Origin of the sequence: Vibrio sp. T13N, from assembly GCF_032970445.1 — a bacterium.
Lineage (GTDB): Bacteria > Pseudomonadota > Gammaproteobacteria > Enterobacterales > Vibrionaceae > Vibrio > Vibrio diabolicus.
Window position 1 is genome coordinate 169,472 of record NZ_JAWJYE010000001.1, and the last position, 20,506, is coordinate 189,977.

Annotated in this window: 18 protein-coding genes; 14 read left to right on the forward strand and 4 right to left on the reverse strand. The window is 44.0% G+C overall.

Annotation, left to right across the window (positions count from 1 at the left end; all coding sequences use genetic code 11):
- The first annotated feature begins 142 nt into the window (after positions 1–142).
- Positions 143–1,060, forward strand: coding sequence for a M14 family metallocarboxypeptidase (locus tag R2S67_RS00810; RefSeq protein WP_317341741.1), 918 nt, complete (start codon positions 143–145; stop codon positions 1,058–1,060).
- Here the strand turns inward: R2S67_RS00810 and R2S67_RS00815 are convergent.
- Positions 1,055–1,843 carry an AraC family transcriptional regulator gene (locus R2S67_RS00815; RefSeq protein ID WP_048625321.1) on the reverse strand — a complete coding sequence of 263 codons (789 nt, stop codon included), beginning with the start codon at positions 1,841–1,843 and terminating at the stop codon, positions 1,055–1,057. The genes R2S67_RS00810 and R2S67_RS00815 overlap by 6 nt on opposite strands.
- Positions 1,844–1,941: 98 nt before the next feature.
- Between R2S67_RS00815 and R2S67_RS00820 the strand changes: the two genes are divergently transcribed.
- The 3 genes from R2S67_RS00820 to R2S67_RS00830 all read left to right on the forward strand — a co-directional run bounded on the left by R2S67_RS00820 (position 1,942) and on the right by R2S67_RS00830 (position 3,895).
- Positions 1,942–2,847, forward strand: coding sequence for a DMT family transporter (locus tag R2S67_RS00820; protein WP_258687373.1), 906 nt, complete (start codon positions 1,942–1,944; stop codon positions 2,845–2,847).
- A 145-nt stretch (positions 2,848–2,992) separates the two neighbouring features.
- Entirely contained in the window at positions 2,993–3,478 is a 486-nt protein-coding gene (locus R2S67_RS00825; RefSeq protein WP_005392490.1) for an acyl-CoA thioesterase, read from the forward strand.
- A 171-nt stretch (positions 3,479–3,649) separates the two neighbouring features.
- Positions 3,650–3,895, forward strand: coding sequence for a hypothetical protein (locus tag R2S67_RS00830; RefSeq protein WP_005375277.1), 246 nt, complete (start codon positions 3,650–3,652; stop codon positions 3,893–3,895).
- Between the two features lie 362 nt (positions 3,896–4,257).
- Here R2S67_RS00830 and malG read toward each other — a convergent pair whose 3' ends face one another.
- From malG to malE, 3 genes are all read right to left on the reverse strand, one after another.
- Positions 4,258–5,148 (reverse strand): maltose ABC transporter permease MalG, encoded by an 891-nt coding sequence (gene malG, locus R2S67_RS00835; RefSeq protein WP_005375275.1) that lies wholly within the window; start codon positions 5,146–5,148, stop codon positions 4,258–4,260.
- Between the two features lie 12 nt (positions 5,149–5,160).
- Positions 5,161–6,735: a maltose ABC transporter permease MalF gene (malF, locus tag R2S67_RS00840; RefSeq protein ID WP_031780258.1), complete on the reverse strand. Its 1,575-nt coding sequence runs from the start codon at positions 6,733–6,735 to the stop codon at positions 5,161–5,163.
- A 79-nt stretch (positions 6,736–6,814) separates the two neighbouring features.
- Positions 6,815–7,993 (reverse strand): maltose/maltodextrin ABC transporter substrate-binding protein MalE, encoded by a 1,179-nt coding sequence (gene malE / locus R2S67_RS00845; protein ID WP_005375272.1) that lies wholly within the window; start codon positions 7,991–7,993, stop codon positions 6,815–6,817.
- 672 nt (positions 7,994–8,665) lie between these two features.
- On the opposite strand from malE, the gene malK reads away from it, so the two are divergent.
- The 10 genes from malK (at position 8,666) to R2S67_RS00895 (ending at position 20,504) form a co-directional block, all read left to right on the forward strand.
- Positions 8,666–9,784, forward strand: coding sequence for a maltose/maltodextrin ABC transporter ATP-binding protein MalK (malK, locus tag R2S67_RS00850; RefSeq protein WP_005375271.1), 1,119 nt, complete (start codon positions 8,666–8,668; stop codon positions 9,782–9,784).
- A gap of 423 nt (positions 9,785–10,207) precedes the next feature.
- Positions 10,208–11,608 carry an undecaprenyl-phosphate glucose phosphotransferase gene (locus tag R2S67_RS00855; protein WP_317341742.1) on the forward strand — a complete coding sequence of 467 codons (1,401 nt, stop codon included), beginning with the start codon at positions 10,208–10,210 and terminating at the stop codon, positions 11,606–11,608.
- Between the two features lie 10 nt (positions 11,609–11,618).
- On the forward strand, positions 11,619–12,824 hold the full coding sequence (locus R2S67_RS00860; RefSeq protein ID WP_317341743.1) for an outer membrane beta-barrel protein: 1,206 nt from the start codon (positions 11,619–11,621) through the stop codon (positions 12,822–12,824).
- Positions 12,825–12,836: 12 nt separating this feature from the next.
- Positions 12,837–13,370, forward strand: a complete 534-nt coding sequence (locus R2S67_RS00865; protein WP_005392485.1) for a polysaccharide biosynthesis/export family protein — start codon at positions 12,837–12,839, stop codon at positions 13,368–13,370.
- Positions 13,371–13,385: 15 nt separating this feature from the next.
- Entirely contained in the window at positions 13,386–15,566 is a 2,181-nt protein-coding gene (locus tag R2S67_RS00870; protein WP_317341744.1) for a GumC family protein, read from the forward strand.
- Positions 15,544–16,353, forward strand: coding sequence for a putative capsular polysaccharide synthesis family protein (locus R2S67_RS00875; RefSeq protein WP_317341745.1), 810 nt, complete (start codon positions 15,544–15,546; stop codon positions 16,351–16,353). The genes R2S67_RS00870 and R2S67_RS00875 overlap by 23 nt, the downstream gene beginning before the upstream one ends.
- 2 nt (positions 16,354–16,355) lie before the next feature.
- A complete protein-coding gene (locus R2S67_RS00880; protein WP_006742216.1) occupies positions 16,356–17,408 on the forward strand; it encodes a glycosyltransferase in 1,053 nt (350 codons plus the stop codon).
- Positions 17,374–18,627, forward strand: a complete 1,254-nt coding sequence (locus R2S67_RS00885) for an O-antigen ligase family protein (protein WP_317341746.1) — start codon at positions 17,374–17,376, stop codon at positions 18,625–18,627. Before R2S67_RS00880 ends, R2S67_RS00885 begins: the two co-directional genes overlap by 35 nt.
- A 15-nt stretch (positions 18,628–18,642) precedes the next feature.
- Positions 18,643–19,476 carry a putative capsular polysaccharide synthesis family protein gene (locus R2S67_RS00890; RefSeq protein WP_317341747.1) on the forward strand — a complete coding sequence of 278 codons (834 nt, stop codon included), beginning with the start codon at positions 18,643–18,645 and terminating at the stop codon, positions 19,474–19,476.
- Positions 19,473–20,504: a glycosyltransferase family 4 protein gene (locus R2S67_RS00895; RefSeq protein WP_317341748.1), complete on the forward strand. Its 1,032-nt coding sequence runs from the start codon at positions 19,473–19,475 to the stop codon at positions 20,502–20,504. Before R2S67_RS00890 ends, R2S67_RS00895 begins: the two co-directional genes overlap by 4 nt.
- Positions 20,505–20,506 lie beyond the last annotated feature (2 nt).

Below are 20,506 nucleotides of genomic sequence, written 5' to 3' on the forward strand. Positions count from 1 at the left end.
AACAAAATGTAACACCAATAAATCACTCATCAAAGTGATGATTTTGCAAAGAATACTATGCCAAATGGTGTTTTATATTGCCGTTAAGATAAGACAGGTCTAGTCTTGTGGTACCTTTCAGCAGTCAAAAGAAAAAGTATAGATGAAAAGTGGATACATTTACCCAATCGGTACCCCTGGCCAACCTTGGAGCGAAGAGGAACGTAAAGCTTGGTTAGCAACGCAAGAAGTAAAACGTAGCTACCAAGATGAAGTCGTCAGTAAAATCGATGCCCTACGCGAGCGTTTTGATGTTGAACAATATGGTGCGCTCTCATACAACGAGGCACGTTTCCCTCTGTTTTGTATCAAAACTCGCAATTGGGATTCAACGAAGCCTATTGTATTGGTCACAGGCGGCGTGCACGGTTACGAAACCAGCGGTATACATGGCGCTTTAAAGTTTGTAGAAACAGAAGCAGAGCGCTACGCAGAGCATTTCAATATTGTCGTTGCACCTTGCGTGAGCCCTTGGGGTTACGAGGTGATCAACCGCTGGAATCCAAACGCGATTGATCCAAACCGCTCTTTCTATAAGGATAGCCCCGCCGAAGAATCCGCCAACCTCATGAAGCTCGTTGCGACATTAGGCGATGTATTAATGCACATTGATTTGCACGAGACGACAGACTCCGATGAAACAGAGTTCCGTCCTGCGCTTGCCGCTCGTGATGGCATTGAGTACATCGAGGGCATGATCCCAGACGGTTTTTACACAGTTGGAGATAGTGAAAACCCTCAACCCGAGTTTCAAAAAGCGGTGATTGAATCGGTTGCGAAAGTGACTCACATTGCACCTGCAGATGAAAATGGCGAAATCATTGGTTCACCAGTCGTACAGTTTGGCGTTATCAACTACCCAATGGTGAAGCTGGGTCTGTGTGGCGGCGTAACAAATTGCGTTTACGGCACGACAACGGAAGTGTACCCAGACAGCCCAACGGTGACCGACGAAGAGTGCAACGATGCGCAAGTTGCAGCCGTGGTCGGTGGTCTAGATTACGTTCTGGCTCAGTTATAATAAGCGGTTCTTATATTGCTCCGGTGTCATGCCGGAGTATTTCTTGAACATCGCGATAAAAGGGCTGGCTTGGTTATAACCTAACGTTAGCGCGACTTCTTTCACGGTCTGCCCTTTACGCAACAACTCCATAGAATGCAAATAACGCACACGTAAACGCCACTCAGTAAAGCTCATGCCCAACTCACTCTGACAGTGTCTCGCCAACGTGCGTTCTGTGGTATGCACTTTTTCCGCCCACTCCGCCAAACTGATCTCATCCGTCGGCGATTCTTCTACTGCTTTTAAGATCGGTTCAAGATACTTGTTATCGGTCGTTGGTAAAAAGTGGTGTTCCACTTCTTGCTTTGCAAGCTGGTCCAATAACACCTGGACCAAGCGCTTGTCTTCATCACTTTGCGCCACGTTAATGTCTCGTTGGCGAAAGTCCTCAATAATGGACGACACGATTGGAGTCACTTTGATCAGACTCGTTTTGGTAGGAAAGTGCGCTGTCAATTCAGGGGCAATGTTCAAAGAACAATATTCGATAGGTTTACGGTTGTAACTAGTATGACGGATACCAGCAGGAACCCAAATTGCAAGATGCGGAGGCGCTAGAAATCTTGTATCTTCTGCATCCATCTCTAGGATCCCACCGCTGATCAGCTGCACTTGCCCCCAAGGATGGCTATGAATTCGCGTTTCTGTATTAGAGAGAAAGGCTTCAAAATTCATAAATACATCCGATGGTGCGCGGTCGATTGATAATGAGGGATGAAGATTTCTGGCGCTCTTTTTCAAAATTGTCTTCCTATCGCTTACGATGTCTTTTAAGAGATACTTTTTATTATAAAGACCTGCCAGACTAGCGCCATCAATAATTGTGCTATAGGGTTCTCATGATTTATTTACTTCCGTTTTTCACCGTTATGATTTGGGGTGGTAACTCAATTGTGAATAAGATGGCAGCAAGCGCCATTGAACCAAGTGCGATGAGTTTCTATCGTTGGTTTGTCGCAATGGTACTTCTAACTCCATTTTGTCTACCTGCGATCATCAAACAACGACAAATTATTCGACCTTACTTAACTAAGCTGGCATTTCTTGCGTTACTTGGCATGGTACTCAACCAATCACTTGGCTACTACGCTGGTTTAACGACAACGGCTTCCAACATGGCACTGATTACCTCTTTGGTTCCTTTGATCAGTGTATTTTTAAGTGTTCCTCTGTTAGGCAAGTCTGTATCAATGTTAAGTATCGTCGGTGGTGTGATTTCGCTCGGCGGCTTGGCGTTTATGCTTGGTCATGGTGATATCACCTACTTTTTACATCAAGACATGACCCAAGGTGATAGCCTTATGCTGATTGCAGCCATGGTATACGCGGCTTATTGCGTGCTGCTAAAACGCTGGAAGATGCCTTTCAGTAGTTTGACTCTGGTTTACATGCAAGGCTTCTTCTCGGTTGTGATGCTTACACCACTTTGGCTCTCTAGTGAGCAACTGTTACCAAGCCAAGGCGCGCTACCATTAATCGCCTATGCTGGCATTGCGGCTTCCATTTTTGCGCCGTTAATGTGGGTGAAAGCGATTGATTCAATTGGCGCTGATTCAAGTGCCATGTTCATGAACTTAATGCCCGTGGTTTCTGTCGTACTTGCTTCAACGTTGATTGGTGAGAAAATTTACGCTTACCACATTATTGGTGGGCTGTTAGTCATCTCTGGCGTTATCCTGTCGCAAATAAAAATACGACACAGAAAGCCATTGCCCAATTCTGAGATTGCCTCCACCGCCAATTAATCCCAGTTCCCCAAGCCACAGAACTACGCTGTGGCTTTTTGTTTTCAGCGTTCGAATAAAAGTTAATATTTTGTTTCATTCGCTATTCCCGAAAATTCATCTTGCTGCTAAATTGGGAAAACAATAACCCATCAAGGAAAGACAGATGAGCAGTGGTCAAAGAGACATTACCCTTCGCTTTTTAGCAGAACCCAGTGACGTCAATTTCGGCGGAAAAGTGCACGGCGGTGCCGTAATGAAATGGATCGACTTAGCAGCCTACGCCTGCTCTGCAGCGTGGAGTGGCAAATATTGCATTACTGCATACGCAGGTGGTATTCGTTTTGTTGCGCCGATTCATGTCGGCAACTTAGTCGAAGTTAGCGCGAAAGTCATTTATACCGGACGAAGCTCAATGCACATCGCGATTGACGTGCAAGCCAGTGACCCAAAACAAATGAAAAACAGACTCACCACCCACTGTATCGTTATTATGGTTGCTGTAGATGAGAACGGAAAACCAACCGACGTGCCGAAATGGGTTCCAGAGTCTGATGAAGATAAAGCCTTGGAACAATCCGCTATCCGCCTTATGAACATGCGCAAAGAAATCGGGGAAGAGATGGAAGCGCACGTAAAGTATCTCAAGTAACCTACATCCGTTAAGAACGCTATTGACTACCTCAACGTTACTTATAATCAGAGTGTGGAGCAACATCATGGTTTTGCCATTTGCTTCACACTCGGCCTCCTCTGTCATAAATCCTTCACCTAGCTTTGCTTAAATCCTTCCACTATTTTGGAGTTGGATAGAGTTTGGATCTTGAGACTAAAAGAAACGACCTTAAGTGAAGAGACGTTGACCAATTTAAAAGCGGTCGAGTACCAGTGGGTAAGAACCATGTACGTCGAGGGGTATAACGAAACAGAAATTAACCATTACATTCAAACCTGCTTTGGCGGTGATGTCACCTTTGCAAATTTATTTCGTCGCGTCGCACTACAGCAAGAAAGCTTATACACGCTGCTTCAATACGTTGGATGTGCCCCCTCCAGTCGAGAGTTTTAATCCTTACCTACCTCAATTTTACTGATACCTGAACTCAGGTTATTTATGTGAAGTGCTACGCAGGGCATTATTCAAGCCCTGTGTAATCCATTGCAAAGCCGCTAATCTTTATCTGCTTATTGAACAACTGTATTTAACAAGTATAAAAAAACCTGAGTCTAAACTCAGGTTATGGTTACAAAAACTGTTAGTGATTGAATCGTAAGGAACTAAGCTAACAGCCAGCTATGCGTAACGCCAATAAAAGCCAAGATATTACTGATCGGCGGCCAAACCAAAATTGTAATATCCGTGCTACGTATAAGGGCGACCATGTGGTCGCCCTTTTCTAGTTATTCTTATCAATCTCAGACCACAAGAGATTATCCTTTCACACCACCAGCGGTTAGACCACCAACCAACCAGCGTTGAGCAAGTAAGAATACGGCAGTGATTGGCACTGCTGAAAGTACAGCAGCTGCAGCAAAGTCACCCCACAAGTAGTTTTGTGGATATAGGTATTGCTGCATACCCACTGCAAGTGTGTACGAGTCTACATCAGAAAGTAGTAGTGATGCTACAGGAACTTCACCAATTACCATGATGAACGACAAGATGAATACTACCGCTAGGATTGGCACAGACAGTGGCAGCAATACCAAACGGAATGCTTGCCATGGTGTCGCACCATCCAGTGCCGCCGCTTCTTCTAACGAAGAGTCAATACTTTCGAAGTAGCCTTTAATCGTCCAAACGTGCAGTGCGATACCCCCTAAGTAAGCGAATATCAGACCGCCGTGCGTGTTGAGACCAAGGAATGGGATGTACTGACCCAATTTGTCGAACAACGCGTATAGAGCAACCAATGCCAATACCGCAGGGAACATTTGGAAGATCATCATCGCTTTTAGGATAGTGTTCTTACCTTTGAACTTCATACGAGCAAACGCATAAGCTGATGTGGTTGATAGCGCCACGATTAGGATTGCAGAAATACCACCCACTTTTACTGAGTTCCACAGCCATGTCATGACTGGGAATGGTGGCGGTGTAACTGTACCGTCTGGGTTCGTCACCGAGAAACCTAATGCCAATTTCCAATGATCAAGCGTTGGGTTGTCTGGGATCAGGCTACCCGTTGCAAAGTTACCTTCACGGAATGAAATCGCGATGATCATCAGTAAAGGGAAAATAATCAGTGCCAAGAATGCCCACATCGCAATATGAGTAGCCCAAACACGATACTTTAATGACTTACCTTGTACCATTGCCATTGTAATCTCTCCTTAGTCCTGAGCTACTTTAGTTACGCGTAGGTTGATAAGTGCCAATGCGCCAACCAATAGGAAGATAAGTGTTGCTACTGCACTTGCTAGACCGAAGTCTTGACCGCCTGCACCTTCGAATGCGATTCGGTAGGTGTAACTTACCAATAGGTCTGTGTAACCCGCAGGCTCTGACGTACCAATCATGTTTGGACCGCCGCCTGTCAACAACTGGATAAGCACGAAGTTGTTGAAGTTGAAGGCAAAGCTCGCAATCAACAGTGGTGTTAACGGCTTCAACATCATTGGTAGCGTGATACGAGTAAAGTTAGTAATAAAGTTCGCACCATCAATTGCTGACGCTTCATATAAATCATCAGGAATCGCTTTTAGTAGACCCATACATAGAATCATCATGTAAGGGAAACCAAGCCACGTGTTCACAATCAGAATCATGGTTTTCGCCATGAATGGGTCTGAGAACCAAGCTGGGCTAATACCGAACAAACCTTCCAGAAGCATGTTGATCTCACCAAAGCTTTGGTTAAACAAACCTTTAAAGATCAAGATAGAAATAAACGCCGGTACCGCATAAGGCAGAATCAGTAAGAGTCGGTAAACCGAGCGGCCTTTTAATGCTTCCCACTGAACAACACTTGCTAGAACAAGACCAATTACAAGCGTAAATAGTACGGTGAGTGCCGAGAACACAATCGTCCAGATAAAGATACTGATAAACGGCTCTTTGATGCCATCATCTTTCCACACACGCTCAAAGTTGTGCGTGCCAATATTCACCACAAAGCCAGGAGACACTGTGCTACCAACAAACTGACCATTTTCATCGACAGGTTGGTAGTAACCTACTTCCATATTTGGACGTAACGTCTCTTCAGTACGATTGTTGTAAAGCGTTTCGCCGTCTTCTTGCAGCGTGTACAAAGGCACAACTGCCGCAAACTTACGTAACCCGCTCATGCGGATGTCTTCACCGCTCGGCAGATGCAAATCAACACTGCTCAACGTATTACGGCTCTTAACAATCGTCTTGATTGATTCTTTCTCGCCCGTTGCTTCTTCAATTGGCGATAGGTCAAGATCCGATGCTGAGAGGCTATCTAGTTGAAAAGTGGGCGTAGCAAGTAGCTCACCATCTTTTTCAACCACAAGCTGATGTCCTTGATCCGTTTTATATAAAGTGAACGGGTAGCTATCACCACTTTGATAAGTTCTGTCCAAAAGTACGCTCTGCGCACGATCAAAAGAGAGTTGGTTTTTCGCGCTGTAGTTGGTAAACGCCAAACCTATGGTGTACGCCAGAGGGAAAAGAATGAAAAGGATCATCCCTGCGATACCAGGGTAGATGTAACGGTGTGCGTACGTCTTTTTACTACCAAAGATGAACAACGCTAAAGCGGTAAGAATGATCGTAAGTAGTGCAAACGCAATCTCACCGCGTGAATACATAAGGATTGTTGCGTAGCCATTGATAATGCCGACTGTGCCTAAAAGTGACCATTTCATGAACACTTTTTTGCTGCTCGGAAGGCTGGCTTCTGGTGCTGTCATAGCATTTGTACCTTGAACTGACTGCATAGGGAACCTGCTAGCGAATATAGAATAAATATAGAAAAGTAAGGAGGAGTTGCCCCCTCCTTAAAAAGGTCTTACTTAATTATTTAGTCATTTGTTTTTCTGCGTCTGCCAATGCTGCATCGACAGTTTGACGACCATCAACTACGTTGATGATTGCGTTCTTAGCCGCGCCCCAGAATGCGTTCATTTGAGGAATGTTTGGCATAATTTCGCCGTTCATCGCGTTATCCATAGTCGCAGCGATACGAGTATCTGAATCTAGTTCACGTTGGAACGAGTTAAGCGCTACCGCACCTAGAGGCTTATCGTTGTTAACCATACGTAGGCCGTCGTTTGTTAGTAGGTAGTTCTCAATGAACTCAACCGCTAGGTCTTTGTTTGGAGACGCAGTACTGATACCAGCCGTTAGAACACCAACGAATGGCTTAGAAGATTGACCTTGGAACTTAGGTAGCGTAGTCACGCCGTAGTTAACGCCAGACTTCTCGATGTTGCCCCAAGACCATGGACCGTTGATCGTCATCGCTGTTTTGCCTTGGTTGAATGCAGACTCAGATACTGAGTAGTCCATATCTGCAGAGATTACGCCTTTGTCGACCAAGCCTTTTACGAAGCTCATTGCGTCTTTAACGCCTTCTTTCGCGATACCTGCGTCTTTAACATCGTAACCTTCAGAAGTGTATTTGAACGCGTAGCCGCCATCAGCAGCCATTAGTGGCCAAGTGAAGTACGGTTCTTTTAGGTTCCACATGATTGCAGACTTGCCGTCTTTTTTAAGTTTTGCATCTAGCGCTGCAACTTCTTCCCAAGACTTCGGTGGGTTTGGAACTAGGTCTTTGTTGTAGATTAGAGATAGAGACTCAACCGCAACTGGGTAGCCGATCAATTTACCGTCGTAACGTACAGCATCCCAAGCGAAATCAACAATACCTTCTTGAATGTTCTTAGAAGGTTTAATTTCTGCTAGCAGGCCAGCTTCTGCGTAACCACCGAAACGGTCGTGAGCCCAGAATACGATGTCAGGACCGTCACCAGTCGCTGCAGTTTGAGGGAATTTGTCTTGAAGGCCATCTGGGTGAGCCACTGTCACTTTAATGCCAGTGTCTTCTTCGAATTTTTTACCAACTTCAGCAAGGCCGTTGTAACCTTTGTCGCCGTTGATCCAGATAGTAAGTTGTCCTTCTTCGATGGCAGCATTAGCACCAAAAGAACCCAAAGCAACAAGAGTACCTAGTGCTACAGCGCTTAACTTTTTCATGTTCGTATCCTTTTTATATTTTTGATGTAGGGCTAGTCCATTGAGGTTCAGCCGTATTTCGACATATATCATCTGAAATAATCCAATATGTCTCATCCTCCTAATCCCTACGCCCTTACAATTATGACGTATTTTCGTGATCTAAATCGCCAAGGGTAAGAGACTCAAATCACAAAACGGATACTTCCTGTGATCGGTTTCAACTTTAGGTGGTGCAATAATGTGATTTCCGACCAACTGCTTTATTCCTCCTCCTTTTTTACTCCTCCCTACCTACTCCCCCTACAATTATTTCTATTAGGAGGATGTCGCACCTCGCACAATCTTACAAACTTCAGTCATCCAAGAGTGGATGGTAAGAACCCTTTCCCAGCAGTGCCTACGTATTAGGAAAAAGATTTGCTGGTTTTGCATTGCCAGACGAGTGGAATGTCATTATTGGTGTTGTTTGTGGTAATTATTTCACGGGGGAGACAACACGAATAATGTGGGGGAGAGAAACTCGTACTTGGCTATGATGGGTAGCACTTCTATTCAGGACATTTTATTGAAGTGCTACCCTACTTTTCTTACCAACCGCAATAACTTACCGATTCCTACTGTTACTGCTCGCTAGATAATTCATATAATGATGAGCGGTGAATAATAAAAAATTGATCGAGGACGAGCTACATGGCGAGTGTCACGTTAAAAAATGTTTGTAAAGCGTATGGCGACGTACTGATTTCTAAGAACGTAGACCTAACAATCAACGAAGGTGAATTTGTTGTTTTCGTAGGTCCATCAGGTTGTGGTAAATCTACCCTTTTACGTTGTATTGCCGGTCTTGAAGACATTACTTCAGGTGATTTGTATATTGGTGACCAGCGCATGAATGACGTCGAACCATCCAAACGTGGTGTTGGTATGGTATTCCAGTCTTACGCTCTTTACCCACACCTTAACTTATATGACAACATGTCATTTGGCTTAAAATTAGCAAAAGCAGACAAAGCAGAAATCGACAAACGTGTTGAGCAAGCTGCAGAAATTCTACAATTGGGCCACTTACTTGAACGCCAACCAAAAGCGCTTTCAGGTGGTCAGCGTCAACGTGTGGCGATTGGCCGAACACTGGTATCGCAGCCAAATGTATTCCTTCTAGATGAGCCTCTATCAAACTTGGATGCGGCACTGCGTGTAAACATGCGTGCGCAAATCACTAAGCTACAACGTCAACTTGGTTGTACCATGATCTACGTAACGCACGATCAGGTAGAAGCAATGACAATGGCAGATAAAATCGTTGTACTAGACGGCGGTTATGTATCGCAAGTTGGTAAGCCGCTTGAGCTTTACCATTACCCACAAAACCGCTTTGTAGCAGGCTTTATCGGTTCTCCGAAAATGAACTTCATGAGCGTATTCATTGATGAAGTAGAAGCAGAGCGCGTCAAAGTTCAACTATCTAATGGCGTATCTTTCTGGATTCCAGTGGATGGCACGACGGTTAACCGTGGCGACCGAATGTCTTTAGGCATTCGCCCTGAGCACCTATTATCCGCTTCTGAAGCTGATGCAAGCATTCACGGTGAAGTGATGATTGTTGAGAAGCTAGGTAACGAAACTCAAGTATACCTAAACCTAGAAGGTGCGGACGCGGACGTTATTTTCCGTCAGCCTGACACGCTCGCAGTCGATACCGGCGATAAAATCGAGATTGGTATTCCAGCACACCGTTGTCACCTGTTCCACAGTGATGGTCGTGCATGCCGCCGCCTATACAAAGAAAACGGCGTAGAAGTCGAATAATTCATTCGTCCTTAATCACAAAAAATCCCTCTCACTTGAGAGGGATTTTTTTATCCTAATAAATATCAGTAATTCGATACTAAATCATTAATCGTTAACGAATAAGATCACCCGTTTCTTCTACCTTTACATAAACCATTGTCTTTGTACTGATACTTCATTTTTAATACTTTTCCTCATCCCTCATGAGTAAGTACCAGCTTTTTCCTAACCCGCCAAACTTAGCCAAAGGTCTAAATTTCATTCTTATTTCCACTTACCTCAACAACGCAAATTTTTACACTTATCAACGAAATTACACGTGATAAAAAACTCAGAAGCATTCAACAGAATGCTCTGTTCACTAACTACTAATAACGCTCACGACACGGCAATTGGGGGAGACACCCAAGGGCGGTAGCGTGTAAGAAGGGAAACTGAGTCATGAAACAAAAAGGACTTATCCGCTCTCACGAGATGGAGTTCGCTTTTTTATATCGCATCTCAGATCTTGCTGTCATCGTCTCTTTTATGCTGCTTTTAGTGTTCAAAGACATGAATACTGCGATGGGGAAAGATTACGTCATACTGGCTTTTGTTGGAGGCATCTCCTTTCTATTTATGGCAGAAAGCGGCAACCTATACCGCTCTTGGCGAACCAGTTCGTTTAAAGAGCAGATGATTATTGTCTGTGTGGCCTGGGCAGTAACTTCCGCGCTTATCTTTATTGTTCTGTATTTTTCGGAAGTCTATGACTTATTTGATAACACTATTCTGGCATGGTGGTTTGCGATTACGCCCGCTCTACTTTTGGCATGGCGAGTGACATTCCGTACCGGATTAGCCTATTTAAGAAAAAAAGGATTCAACACTCGTACTGCAATAATCATCGGCCAAACTCCTCACGGCATTACCCTTGCTAACGAAATTCAAAACCACACTGAACACGGTGTACTTTTTGATGGCTTTTACGATGAGCGTTCTTCCGACAGATTGCCAAATTCTGCTTACCCTATTAAAGGGGCAGTTGACCACGCTCTTGAGCGAGCCAAAAAAGGGGAAGTGGATTACGTCTATATCGCAATGCCAATGCACGCAAAAGAACGTATTGCATCGCTTCTTAACCAATTCTCAGACACCACCGCAAATACGTATCTGATTCCCGACTTCTTTACCTATAACCTTTTGCATTCTCGTTGGGCACAAATCGGCCAAGTTCAAACGCTCAGCGTGTTTGATACACCATTTGCTGGAGTTTCTTCCTGGGTAAAACGGTTTGAAGACATCTTGTTTTCGAGCATTATTTTAGCCTTGATCTCTCCAGTCCTGCTCACCATTGCGATTGGCATTAAGCTGACCTCTAAAGGTCCGGTCATTTTTAAACAGCATCGTTACGGCCTCGATGGACGCAAGATTGAAGTCTGGAAATTCCGTTCAATGACCACTATGGATCAAGGCCCTCACGTGAAACAGGCGACAAAGAACGACCCACGCATTACGCCTTTTGGTGGTTTTCTGCGTCGCACCTCTTTGGACGAACTGCCTCAATTTATCAATGTACTGCAAGGGACCATGTCTATTGTTGGTCCACGCCCTCATGCCGTGGCGCACAATGAAGAGTATCGCCAGATTGTTGACCGATACATGCTACGTCACAAAGTAAAACCAGGCATTACTGGCTGGGCGCAAATTAATGGCTATCGCGGCGAAACAGACACCTTAGAAAAAATGGAAAAGAGAGTCGAGTTTGATTTGGATTACATCCACCACTGGTCGGTTTGGATGGACATCAAAATCATCTTTATGACCGTTTTCAAAGGCTTCACTGGTGCTAACGCTTACTAAGGTTGAGATTATGAAGAAACTGACAATGGCAATAGCATTGAGTCTGTTTTCAACTGGCTTACTCGCAGAACCGATGGCTTACCAAACCGAGTCTGGCATTGAGTTTATTCCCCTCGTAAGAACTTTCTACGAGGGCGATGACAACATCAACAAAGCGGAGGAATCCGGCAATGTAGAATCGGTCAATATTTGGGGTATAGAGCCAAGCTTATTAGCACGTATAGAAAGGAATCACTATCGCGCAGATATTTTATACAAGTTGAAAGCAGGTTTTTCATCCGATGACCGCAACGACTTCGACGATCATACCTTTCAGTTTTCCAACTTTTTTGAGTTCAATCATCGTCATCGTTTAGTGGTTGATTATCGTTTTCGCGCCCAGCATGAAATTAGAGGGGAAGACATTACCGAAGGTAATGGTAGCGCAATAGACTCACCAATTGAGTTCAACCGTAACGATATCAAAACCAATTATGTCTTTGGCTCTAACGGTGCAAAAGGCAGACTCGAATTCGGTTTAGGCTACAGTGATAAAACCTATCAAAATTACCGTGACGGCTTACCTGGGCGCACAAACGCTAAAACAAAATACAACGATTTTCGAGCCCCTAATGCACACTTGGAATTCTATTTAAGGGCGACGCCAAGAACCTATTGGTTAGTTGGGACAAAACAAATAGTAACCGACTATCAGCACCGAAATTCTGCTCTTCCTTCCAAAGATAATAGCACCAGTTTCTATTACACCGGTGCCGAATGGGAAGTAACGGGAAAAACCAAAGGCATCGCTCGACTCGGTTATCAAATCAAAGATTTTGACAGCGCTCAACGAGAGACATTTAAAGGGTTCAGTTGGGATATCGGCTTTGAATGGCTGCCTCAAGAACAAACTCTAGTCAGCGTGAAAACCACTCAAGCGGCAGTTAACCCAGATCAAGATGGCGATTACAACCTACAAACTCGTTATCGACTGAACCTCAAGCACGATTGGAATAGTTACCTTGCAACTCGCTTAGGTGCTATTTATCAACAAGATGACTATACGGGAATCTCCAGAAACGACGATCGCTACACCCTATCTTTTGGTATCGATTATCAAATTAAACGCTGGATACAGCTGCAAGCCGACTGGCAATACCAAGATAAAACCTCTAACCGACCAGGTTATAGCTTCGAACAGAACATTTGGACTTTAAGCGCACAGTTTTCTCTGTAAAAAGGATTATTAATGAAGGCATTCATCACATTCATGAGTGTAGCGTTGTTGCTATTTAGCACTTTGGTCAACGCTGACTCAAACGAGGAAGATTACTTACTCGACACGGGCGATACCATTTCCGTGCAGGTCTACGGTGAAGAAGATCTTACGATTAAAAATATTCTAATAACGTCAGATGGCTATTTTGATTACCCCTACCTTGGCCGAATCAAAGCAATCAAAAAAACACCGAAACAACTCAAGTACGAAATAGAAACGGGCTTAAAAGGCGATTATCTCATCAACCCAAAAGTGATGGTCACCATCAATAACTTTCGTCTGTTTTATGTCAATGGCGAAGTCAGGAAACCAGGTGGATTTGAATATCGACCAGGATTAACTATCGAAAAGGCGATCGCTTTAGCTGGTGGCTTGACCGACCGAGCCTCACGCAAAGGCATTAACCTCACCAAACATAAAACGGGTCAAACGATAGAGGGTGTCAGTATGCACCGCAACGTTGAGCCTGGTGACATTGTATTTATCGACCAGAGCTTCTTTTAAGTGACAGGGAATCAAATGAACGGGACTCATCCAAATAATCTCCAGATGAACAAAGTAGAACTGATTCGTTTTGGTCATCACTTTAAAGCGATTAAAAAGAATTGGCTAAGCATCGCAGCTTTCACGCTTCTGTTTTCATTAACTTGTACTTGGTATATCTACTCCAAAGCCTCGATATACCAAGCTACAGCAACGCTACTCATCCAAGAAGAGCAAAAAAGCGCCCTTTCAATCGAGGAAGTATATGGCGTCGACACGACAAAAAAAGAGTACTTTCAAACGCAAATCGCTATTTTAAAATCGAATCATATCGCAGATAAGGTCATTAGAGAGCTGAACCTAACTCAACTACCGGAGTTCACACGCTCAGGTGGATTAAATCAAAAGATCGACCAAATAAAGTCGATCCCTTTTGTTCAAGACCTACTGAATGTGGCACCAAGCCCAAAAGAAACCGCCCAGTTTTCAGAGTCCTATTATCAAGCGCTTCAAGCTTTCAGAAGTAAACTCGATATTGAGCCGGTACGTAACACCCAATTAGTCAGAATTCGCTTTCGTTCTACCGATCCTAAGCTTGCGACAACAATCGCCAACGCGGTCGGCCAAGCCTACATTGACGCAAATTTTGAAGCCAAATTGGTCGTTACACAAAATGCGGCCACTTGGTTGACAAATAACTCACAAAAATTGGAGGAGCGATTACGTAACTCTGAGCAAGCGCTGCAAGAATTCTTGTTAAAAGAAGGATTGATCGATATAAACGGTATTGATGAAATTTACGCAAATGAGCTAGAAGAACTCACTCGCAAGCTAAATGTCGCTGTTAATAAGCGCATTGAAGCGCAGACGTTAATCCAACTGTTAAGACGTAAATCCTCACAAAGTTTAGACAGCTTGCTGTCAATTGATGAATTCGCTAATCAAGCGCAGATCCGCGACCTAAAATTATCGGAAGCTCAGGCAGCCAAAAATCTCTCTGAGCTGGCACAGCGCTACGGCCCCAAGCATGACCGAATGATTCAGGCGAAAGCGCAGCTTGCTGAAATTCAATCTAGAACCCAGCAACTCATTCGTGACATTTCCTTCAGTAAGCAACAAGACCTTCTTGCTGCAAAGGCTCAAGAGGACATGCTTCGAGCAGAACTCGATCACAAAAAGTCGGACTTCCAATCGTTAGGGTCACAAAAAGCGCGTTACGAACAGTTAAAACGCGAGGTTGAATCCAATAAGGCACTCTATGAAGCGTTCTTAAATCGTGAGAAAGAGACCAACGCCACCAGCGACTACAAAAATGTCACTGCACGTTTTACTGATAAAGCCATCATCCCTCTATTTCCGGTAGCACCGCAACGAATCAAACTGGTACTGATTGCCACATTTTTTGGCTTTGCCATTGCTTGTGCGCTGGTCATCATCTTAGAAACTCTGCGAGAAGTTATCCGAAGCACAGCCGATGTGCAGGAAAAACTTGGTGTTACGTGTTTAGGCGTGATTCCGATGGTCAAAAAACGCAATTTGCGTAAAAACGGCGTCAGTTATACCGCGTATTTAGATGATGAAGAAAAGCTATTTAGTGAAGCTTGTCGCTCCGTCAGAACCTCGCTTCTGCTCAGACTAACCAACACTAAGCAAAAGATATTGCCCTTTACTTCTGCCATTCCAGAAGAAGGAAAAACATCGACCAGTATCAATATGGCGGTGTCGTTTTCAAAAATGGAAAAGGTATTGATCATCGACTGCGATTTACGCCGACCTTCCATCGCAAAACGGTTTGGTATTGCTGAATCAAGCCCAGGCTTAACGCATATCCTGACTATGGATACGCCAATCAAAGATTGTGTTACGCATATAAAAGAAGCCAACTTAGATGTATTACCGGCAGGCCTAATTCCGCCAAACCCACAGGAACTGCTAGCTTCTGATCGCTTTAAAAAGTTGCTCGAACATTTTCAAAATAAGTATGACCGGATCATTATCGATACACCGCCCCTACTGTCAGTGAGTGATGCACTTATTCTTGGTCAGTATGCCAATGGTCTGATTACCGTCATTCGCTCTGAGTCGACAAAATCATCACTGGTTAACCTTGCGTTATCTAAACAAATACAACACTCAGTTCCATCTCTTGGCGTCTTAATCACACAAGCCAAGACTAAGGAAGGAGAAACGCTTTATGTCCAGAAATACGCCTACTAACTCAAACGCATCTTGGTACCAAACGTTGAAAAGCCAAGAACAACCGGTATTGATCTATCAAATGGGCAAAGTAGGTTCGAGTGCATTAGAACATTCCATTCCCAACTCGATTCACTTGCACGATCTTATGACTGTCGATGCGCAAAAACAGATATCCCCTGTAAGGGCGCAATTGCATAAACCTCAGATCAATGCGTTAAAGCGACGACTCAAGCGCATAGCGATGAGCCGTATGTTAAAGCGCAAGAAAAAAGTTCGAATTATCTCGCTGGTGCGTGAACCGATCGGACGAAATGTTTCAATGTTCTTTCAAGCACTTCCGTTTTGGATGGCGGACAAATATCTAAAAGATGACAGCGCAATACGTACCGAACGACCGCAATTACTCCAAGAGGCATTTGATAAGCACATGAATCATCAATATGCGCTGCAGTGGTTTGACAACGAGATCAAACAACTAACAGGGATTGATGTGTTTAACGAACCTTTTAATCACGAAGTAGGCTATCAAACATACCACAACAACAACTTCTCACTGTTGGTCATTCGAAGTGACAAGCTAGCGAAGGCTAACTCCGCAGTTGAAGACTTTTTAGGTTACCCCGTGGATGTTGTTTATGAAAATCAGTCAGACAACAAATGGTACTCGCCACTAATGAAAGAATTCAAAACGCAATTTCAACCTACACCCGAGTACGTTGAAGAAATGCTGAATTCTAAATTGACGAAGCACTTTTTCTCAAATGCAGAAATCATCGACCTTAAACAGCAATATCTGACCAATTAATCATGAAAACCAAGATTCTACATATTATTAATGATCTTTCTCAGAACGGCGGTGCTCAGAAGTTCTTAGTCGACCTTGTTTTAGAACATAAGCCTGAATACGAAATCAAAATTTTGGTCTTGTGTGATGAAAATGATTACTTACCAACGCTATCCGCCCAAGGGATAGAGTGTTTTAACTGGCGCACTTTGTCATTGAGTGAGAAATACTGTTTGCTGCGTTGGCCGCATGTCGTTCACGGGCACCTCTACCCTTCCATTTATCTAGCGCTATTGGCGGTAGGTAAAAAACGAATCCAGACTGAGCACTGCTCTTACAACCGTCGACGTGACTATCCGTTGTTTAAGTTCATGGAATATGTCTTGTATTGGGGCCACGACTTGACGGTCAGTATTAGTGAAAAAGTACAAGATGAACTGGTGAAGTTCATGCCTCGCTACCAACATAAATATCACGTGGTGCACAATGGCGTTGATTTAAAAAGGTTTCCTATGATGCCGAAGTGCGCCAGCCACCTGATCGACAAACCAGTCATCAAGATTGGCATGGTGGGCCGACTTCACCAACATAAAGATCATGAAACGCTTATCCAAGCACTTGTCCATTTACCAAGACGATACGAGCTCCATCTTGCTGGAGATGGCGAAAAAAAATCGCCACTGCAAGCATTGGCAACAAAGCTCAACGTCACGCAACGTGTTCACTTTCATGGGGTAGTTTCTGATGTTCCAGCGTTTTTGAACGACATGGACATTTACGTGCAATCATCGCATGTCGAAGGCTTTGGCTTGGCGGCGGTTGAGGCCATGGCAGCAGGCTTACCCGTATTATCATCGGACGTACCCGGTTTGGATGACGTCACCGGACGTGCCGAATATTTATTTCAGGTTGGTAACTCAAATGAGCTGAGCCAGAAAGTGCTCCAGCTGTGTGAAAGTGTTGAGCGGTATGACGCTGCAAGTCAATACTCAGTCAATAGGGCCTCTCTTTACACCATCGATAAATTTCGTGAAGGTTACTATGGAATCTACCAGCAGCTTTGCACCAACAAATAGCTCCGCGCCATCGAGCCATCGAGCCTCATGGTTTGCAGCATGCCTATTAGCATTGTTCTTTATTCCTATGAAGTTTCGTGCTGGAGGAATAGCACTAGCACCTTCAGACATCGTAAGTCTTTTGTCCATTGGTTTTACAGCGTTAGTGGTATTGGAAGGAAAAGCTGAAAAACTCATGCATCCCTGCATGGGGTTCCTTGTACTGTTCAGTGGGTATGTGTTCTTAAATGGCCTGCTAAATCGCGTCCCCTTAATGCCGCTAGTTATAGAAACCGTGCAATGGCTGGCGATTCTCTGCTTGCTTAGCCTAATGTACGCCTATGGCGTGTTTGATGATGAATGGGTAATGGTTTATTTCACTTATCTGCTGTTTTTGATCTGCACGCTCGTTGCCTTATGGCACTTTGCTCAAGGCTATCAAAGCGGCTTTAAGTTACTCGGGGTAAGTAAATACGGTTTCGGTGTACTTTGCTCACTACTATACCTTTATCGGGATAAAATTCGCGCTTTCCACCTTTTAATGCTCGTTGCTTTGGTACTACTGGTGTTGTCGCAAGAAAGAAAAGCACTACTTGGTTTTTGTCTGCTTTTCTTCTTTGACCAGCTGCTCGTAAAAAACCTGATGAGAAAATCGCTTAATGAAACGTACACGTGGACGATTTTATTAGCCTTAAGCTTCATTGTGTTTACTGCCGTCACAACCACACTCTACGTTGGGTTTGAAACGCTAGCGGACACATTGGAAATAACCCAAGAAGACGTCTTATTTGCCAACCAAAGTGAAGCCCGCTGGGTATCGAATCTTCATAGAAAACTCTTACTTGCCAATGGGTTAGACATTTTACTTCAGCACCCTGTTTTAGGTGTCGGCGCGAAAATGTTACCCAACTTTATGATCAGTTACTTTAACTATGATGAGCTGGCGATCTACACCCACAACTTTGTGTTAGATACCGCAATTGAATACGGGTTGCTCGGTATCGCCCTATTGTTTGGTGGTTATTTTCTGTTTATTCGCTTTTGCTTCCGTAGTCTCAATGACAACAGAAAAAGCCTCTTACTCGCGATATACGCCCTCATCATGGTGTTCTTCGTTGCGGTAAATACCACCATCATTTTAATACTCTTATTACCCGTCATGATAAGCATGAGCCGCGAGTCAAAGGTCAACACCATTGCTCATACTTTTCCGGTAAACCATCACCACGAATTTGAATAATCAAGGATAGGATAGATGAAGTATTCAATCTCTCGACAATTTGAAAAGAACCGAGAACTCCAAGCTGACAATTTTGTTTTAGTTTACCAAATGGGCAAAGTTGGCTCATCGTCAATTGAGCACACGCTGGGAGAAAGAAATATCCCAAGCTATCACATCCACACCTTTGATGATCACGAAGAATTTCACATGTATCACAATAAAAAAGACGTGAGTAAATTTTTCGATTTCAAAAACCGTGCGCTCTACCGCTTAGTGCTCAAGCAACGAAAACGTATCTTACAAAAACGCGAACAAATCAAAATCGTCACACTGGTCCGCGATCCAATCGCAACAGTCTTTTCTCGTTTCTTTCAAGACCTCCATTTGCAATTTATCGAAGGCAAAAAGAATGACGCAATTCACCGAGATATGGCAGTCACGTATCAGCACCTCGAACATTGTTTCGATAACTATATCAATCTCAACTATTTTGCGGACTGGTTCGACAACGAGTTAAAACGTAACTTCAATATCGATGTGATGCGTCAAGAACTGGACAACACTCAACCTTTCTTCACATTCAAGAACGAGCAAGCCAACGTCATGCTAATCAAATGCGAAAAGCTCAGTTCTCTCGATAAAGAAATTGGTGAGTTTCTCGGGCTGCAAGACTTCGTGCTGAAAAACAGCAATGAAGCGAAAAACAAGTGGTACTCCAATATCCACCAGCACTTTAAGCATCACTACGACTTTTCAAAACTGTTCTATATGTACGATCTTCCCTTATATCGCCACGTTTATTCAGAACAAGAACGTGATGCTTTCAAGCATAAATGGATACAGACACCAGGAACAAAATCATTATGAAAAAAGTGCTCCATATTACAGAAGCCTTCGGAGGTGGCGTTCAAACCGCCCTCTATAGTTATGCTCACTCCTCTCGAGATGAGCCCTATCAACATTTCTTGCTAGCCAGAGCTCGAGAAAGCGACTTAACCAATGAGAACAACCATCATATTTTCACACAGACCAAATGGGTGGAAGGCAGCTTACTTCAATTTGTTCGCGAAGCAAACCACATGATTGCATCACTTACGCCTGACGTTGTGCATTTGCACTCGAGTAAAGCGGGATTTCTCGGGCGATTTCTAAAACTTGGCAAGGCGCGCTTGGTTTACACTCCGCACTGTTATGCTTTCGAACGTGAAGATATCTCCGAACTCGCGCGCCAGCTCTATAAAGCGCTAGAGAAAGTAAAACTAAGCAAAATTGATGTGGTGGCAGGCTGTAGCCAACGAGAATGTGACCTGGCGATTAGCATTGGCGCGAAACGTGCTGAACTGCTCAACAACTACGTGTCTTATCAAAGTGAAGAGCGTTTAGTGCGAAACAGACAAGAAGCGCTGCGACTTGTTGTGCTTGGTCGTGTCGCGCCCCAAAAGGATCCGCAATTTCTCATCGACACATTGCAACACCTTAATCGATATGCGCTTAACCGCCCATTAGATATCACTTGGATAGGTGGCGGTGACCACACACTCGAACAAAAATTGCGTACAGAAAATGTGGATGTGACTGGCATGTTGCCTCGTGATGAAGTGGTTAAAAAGCTCAAGGGTTCAGACCTTTACTTACATACTGCAGCATGGGAAGGGATGCCGTTAACTATTCTAGAAGCAGCCAAATTACATCTTCCTATGGTGATTCGAACTATCGGCGCGACCCAAGATCTCAACTACCCATTTTTAGCGCTAACACCTGAAGAAATGGCCAAGCAGATCGCACACTGTGTCAATCATTATGATGAAATTGATTTTTGCCAATATACAACAGCGTTAAACGACGCCTTCAGTGAAGAAAAACAGCGCCTCGCACTCAATAATATTTACGGTTAAAT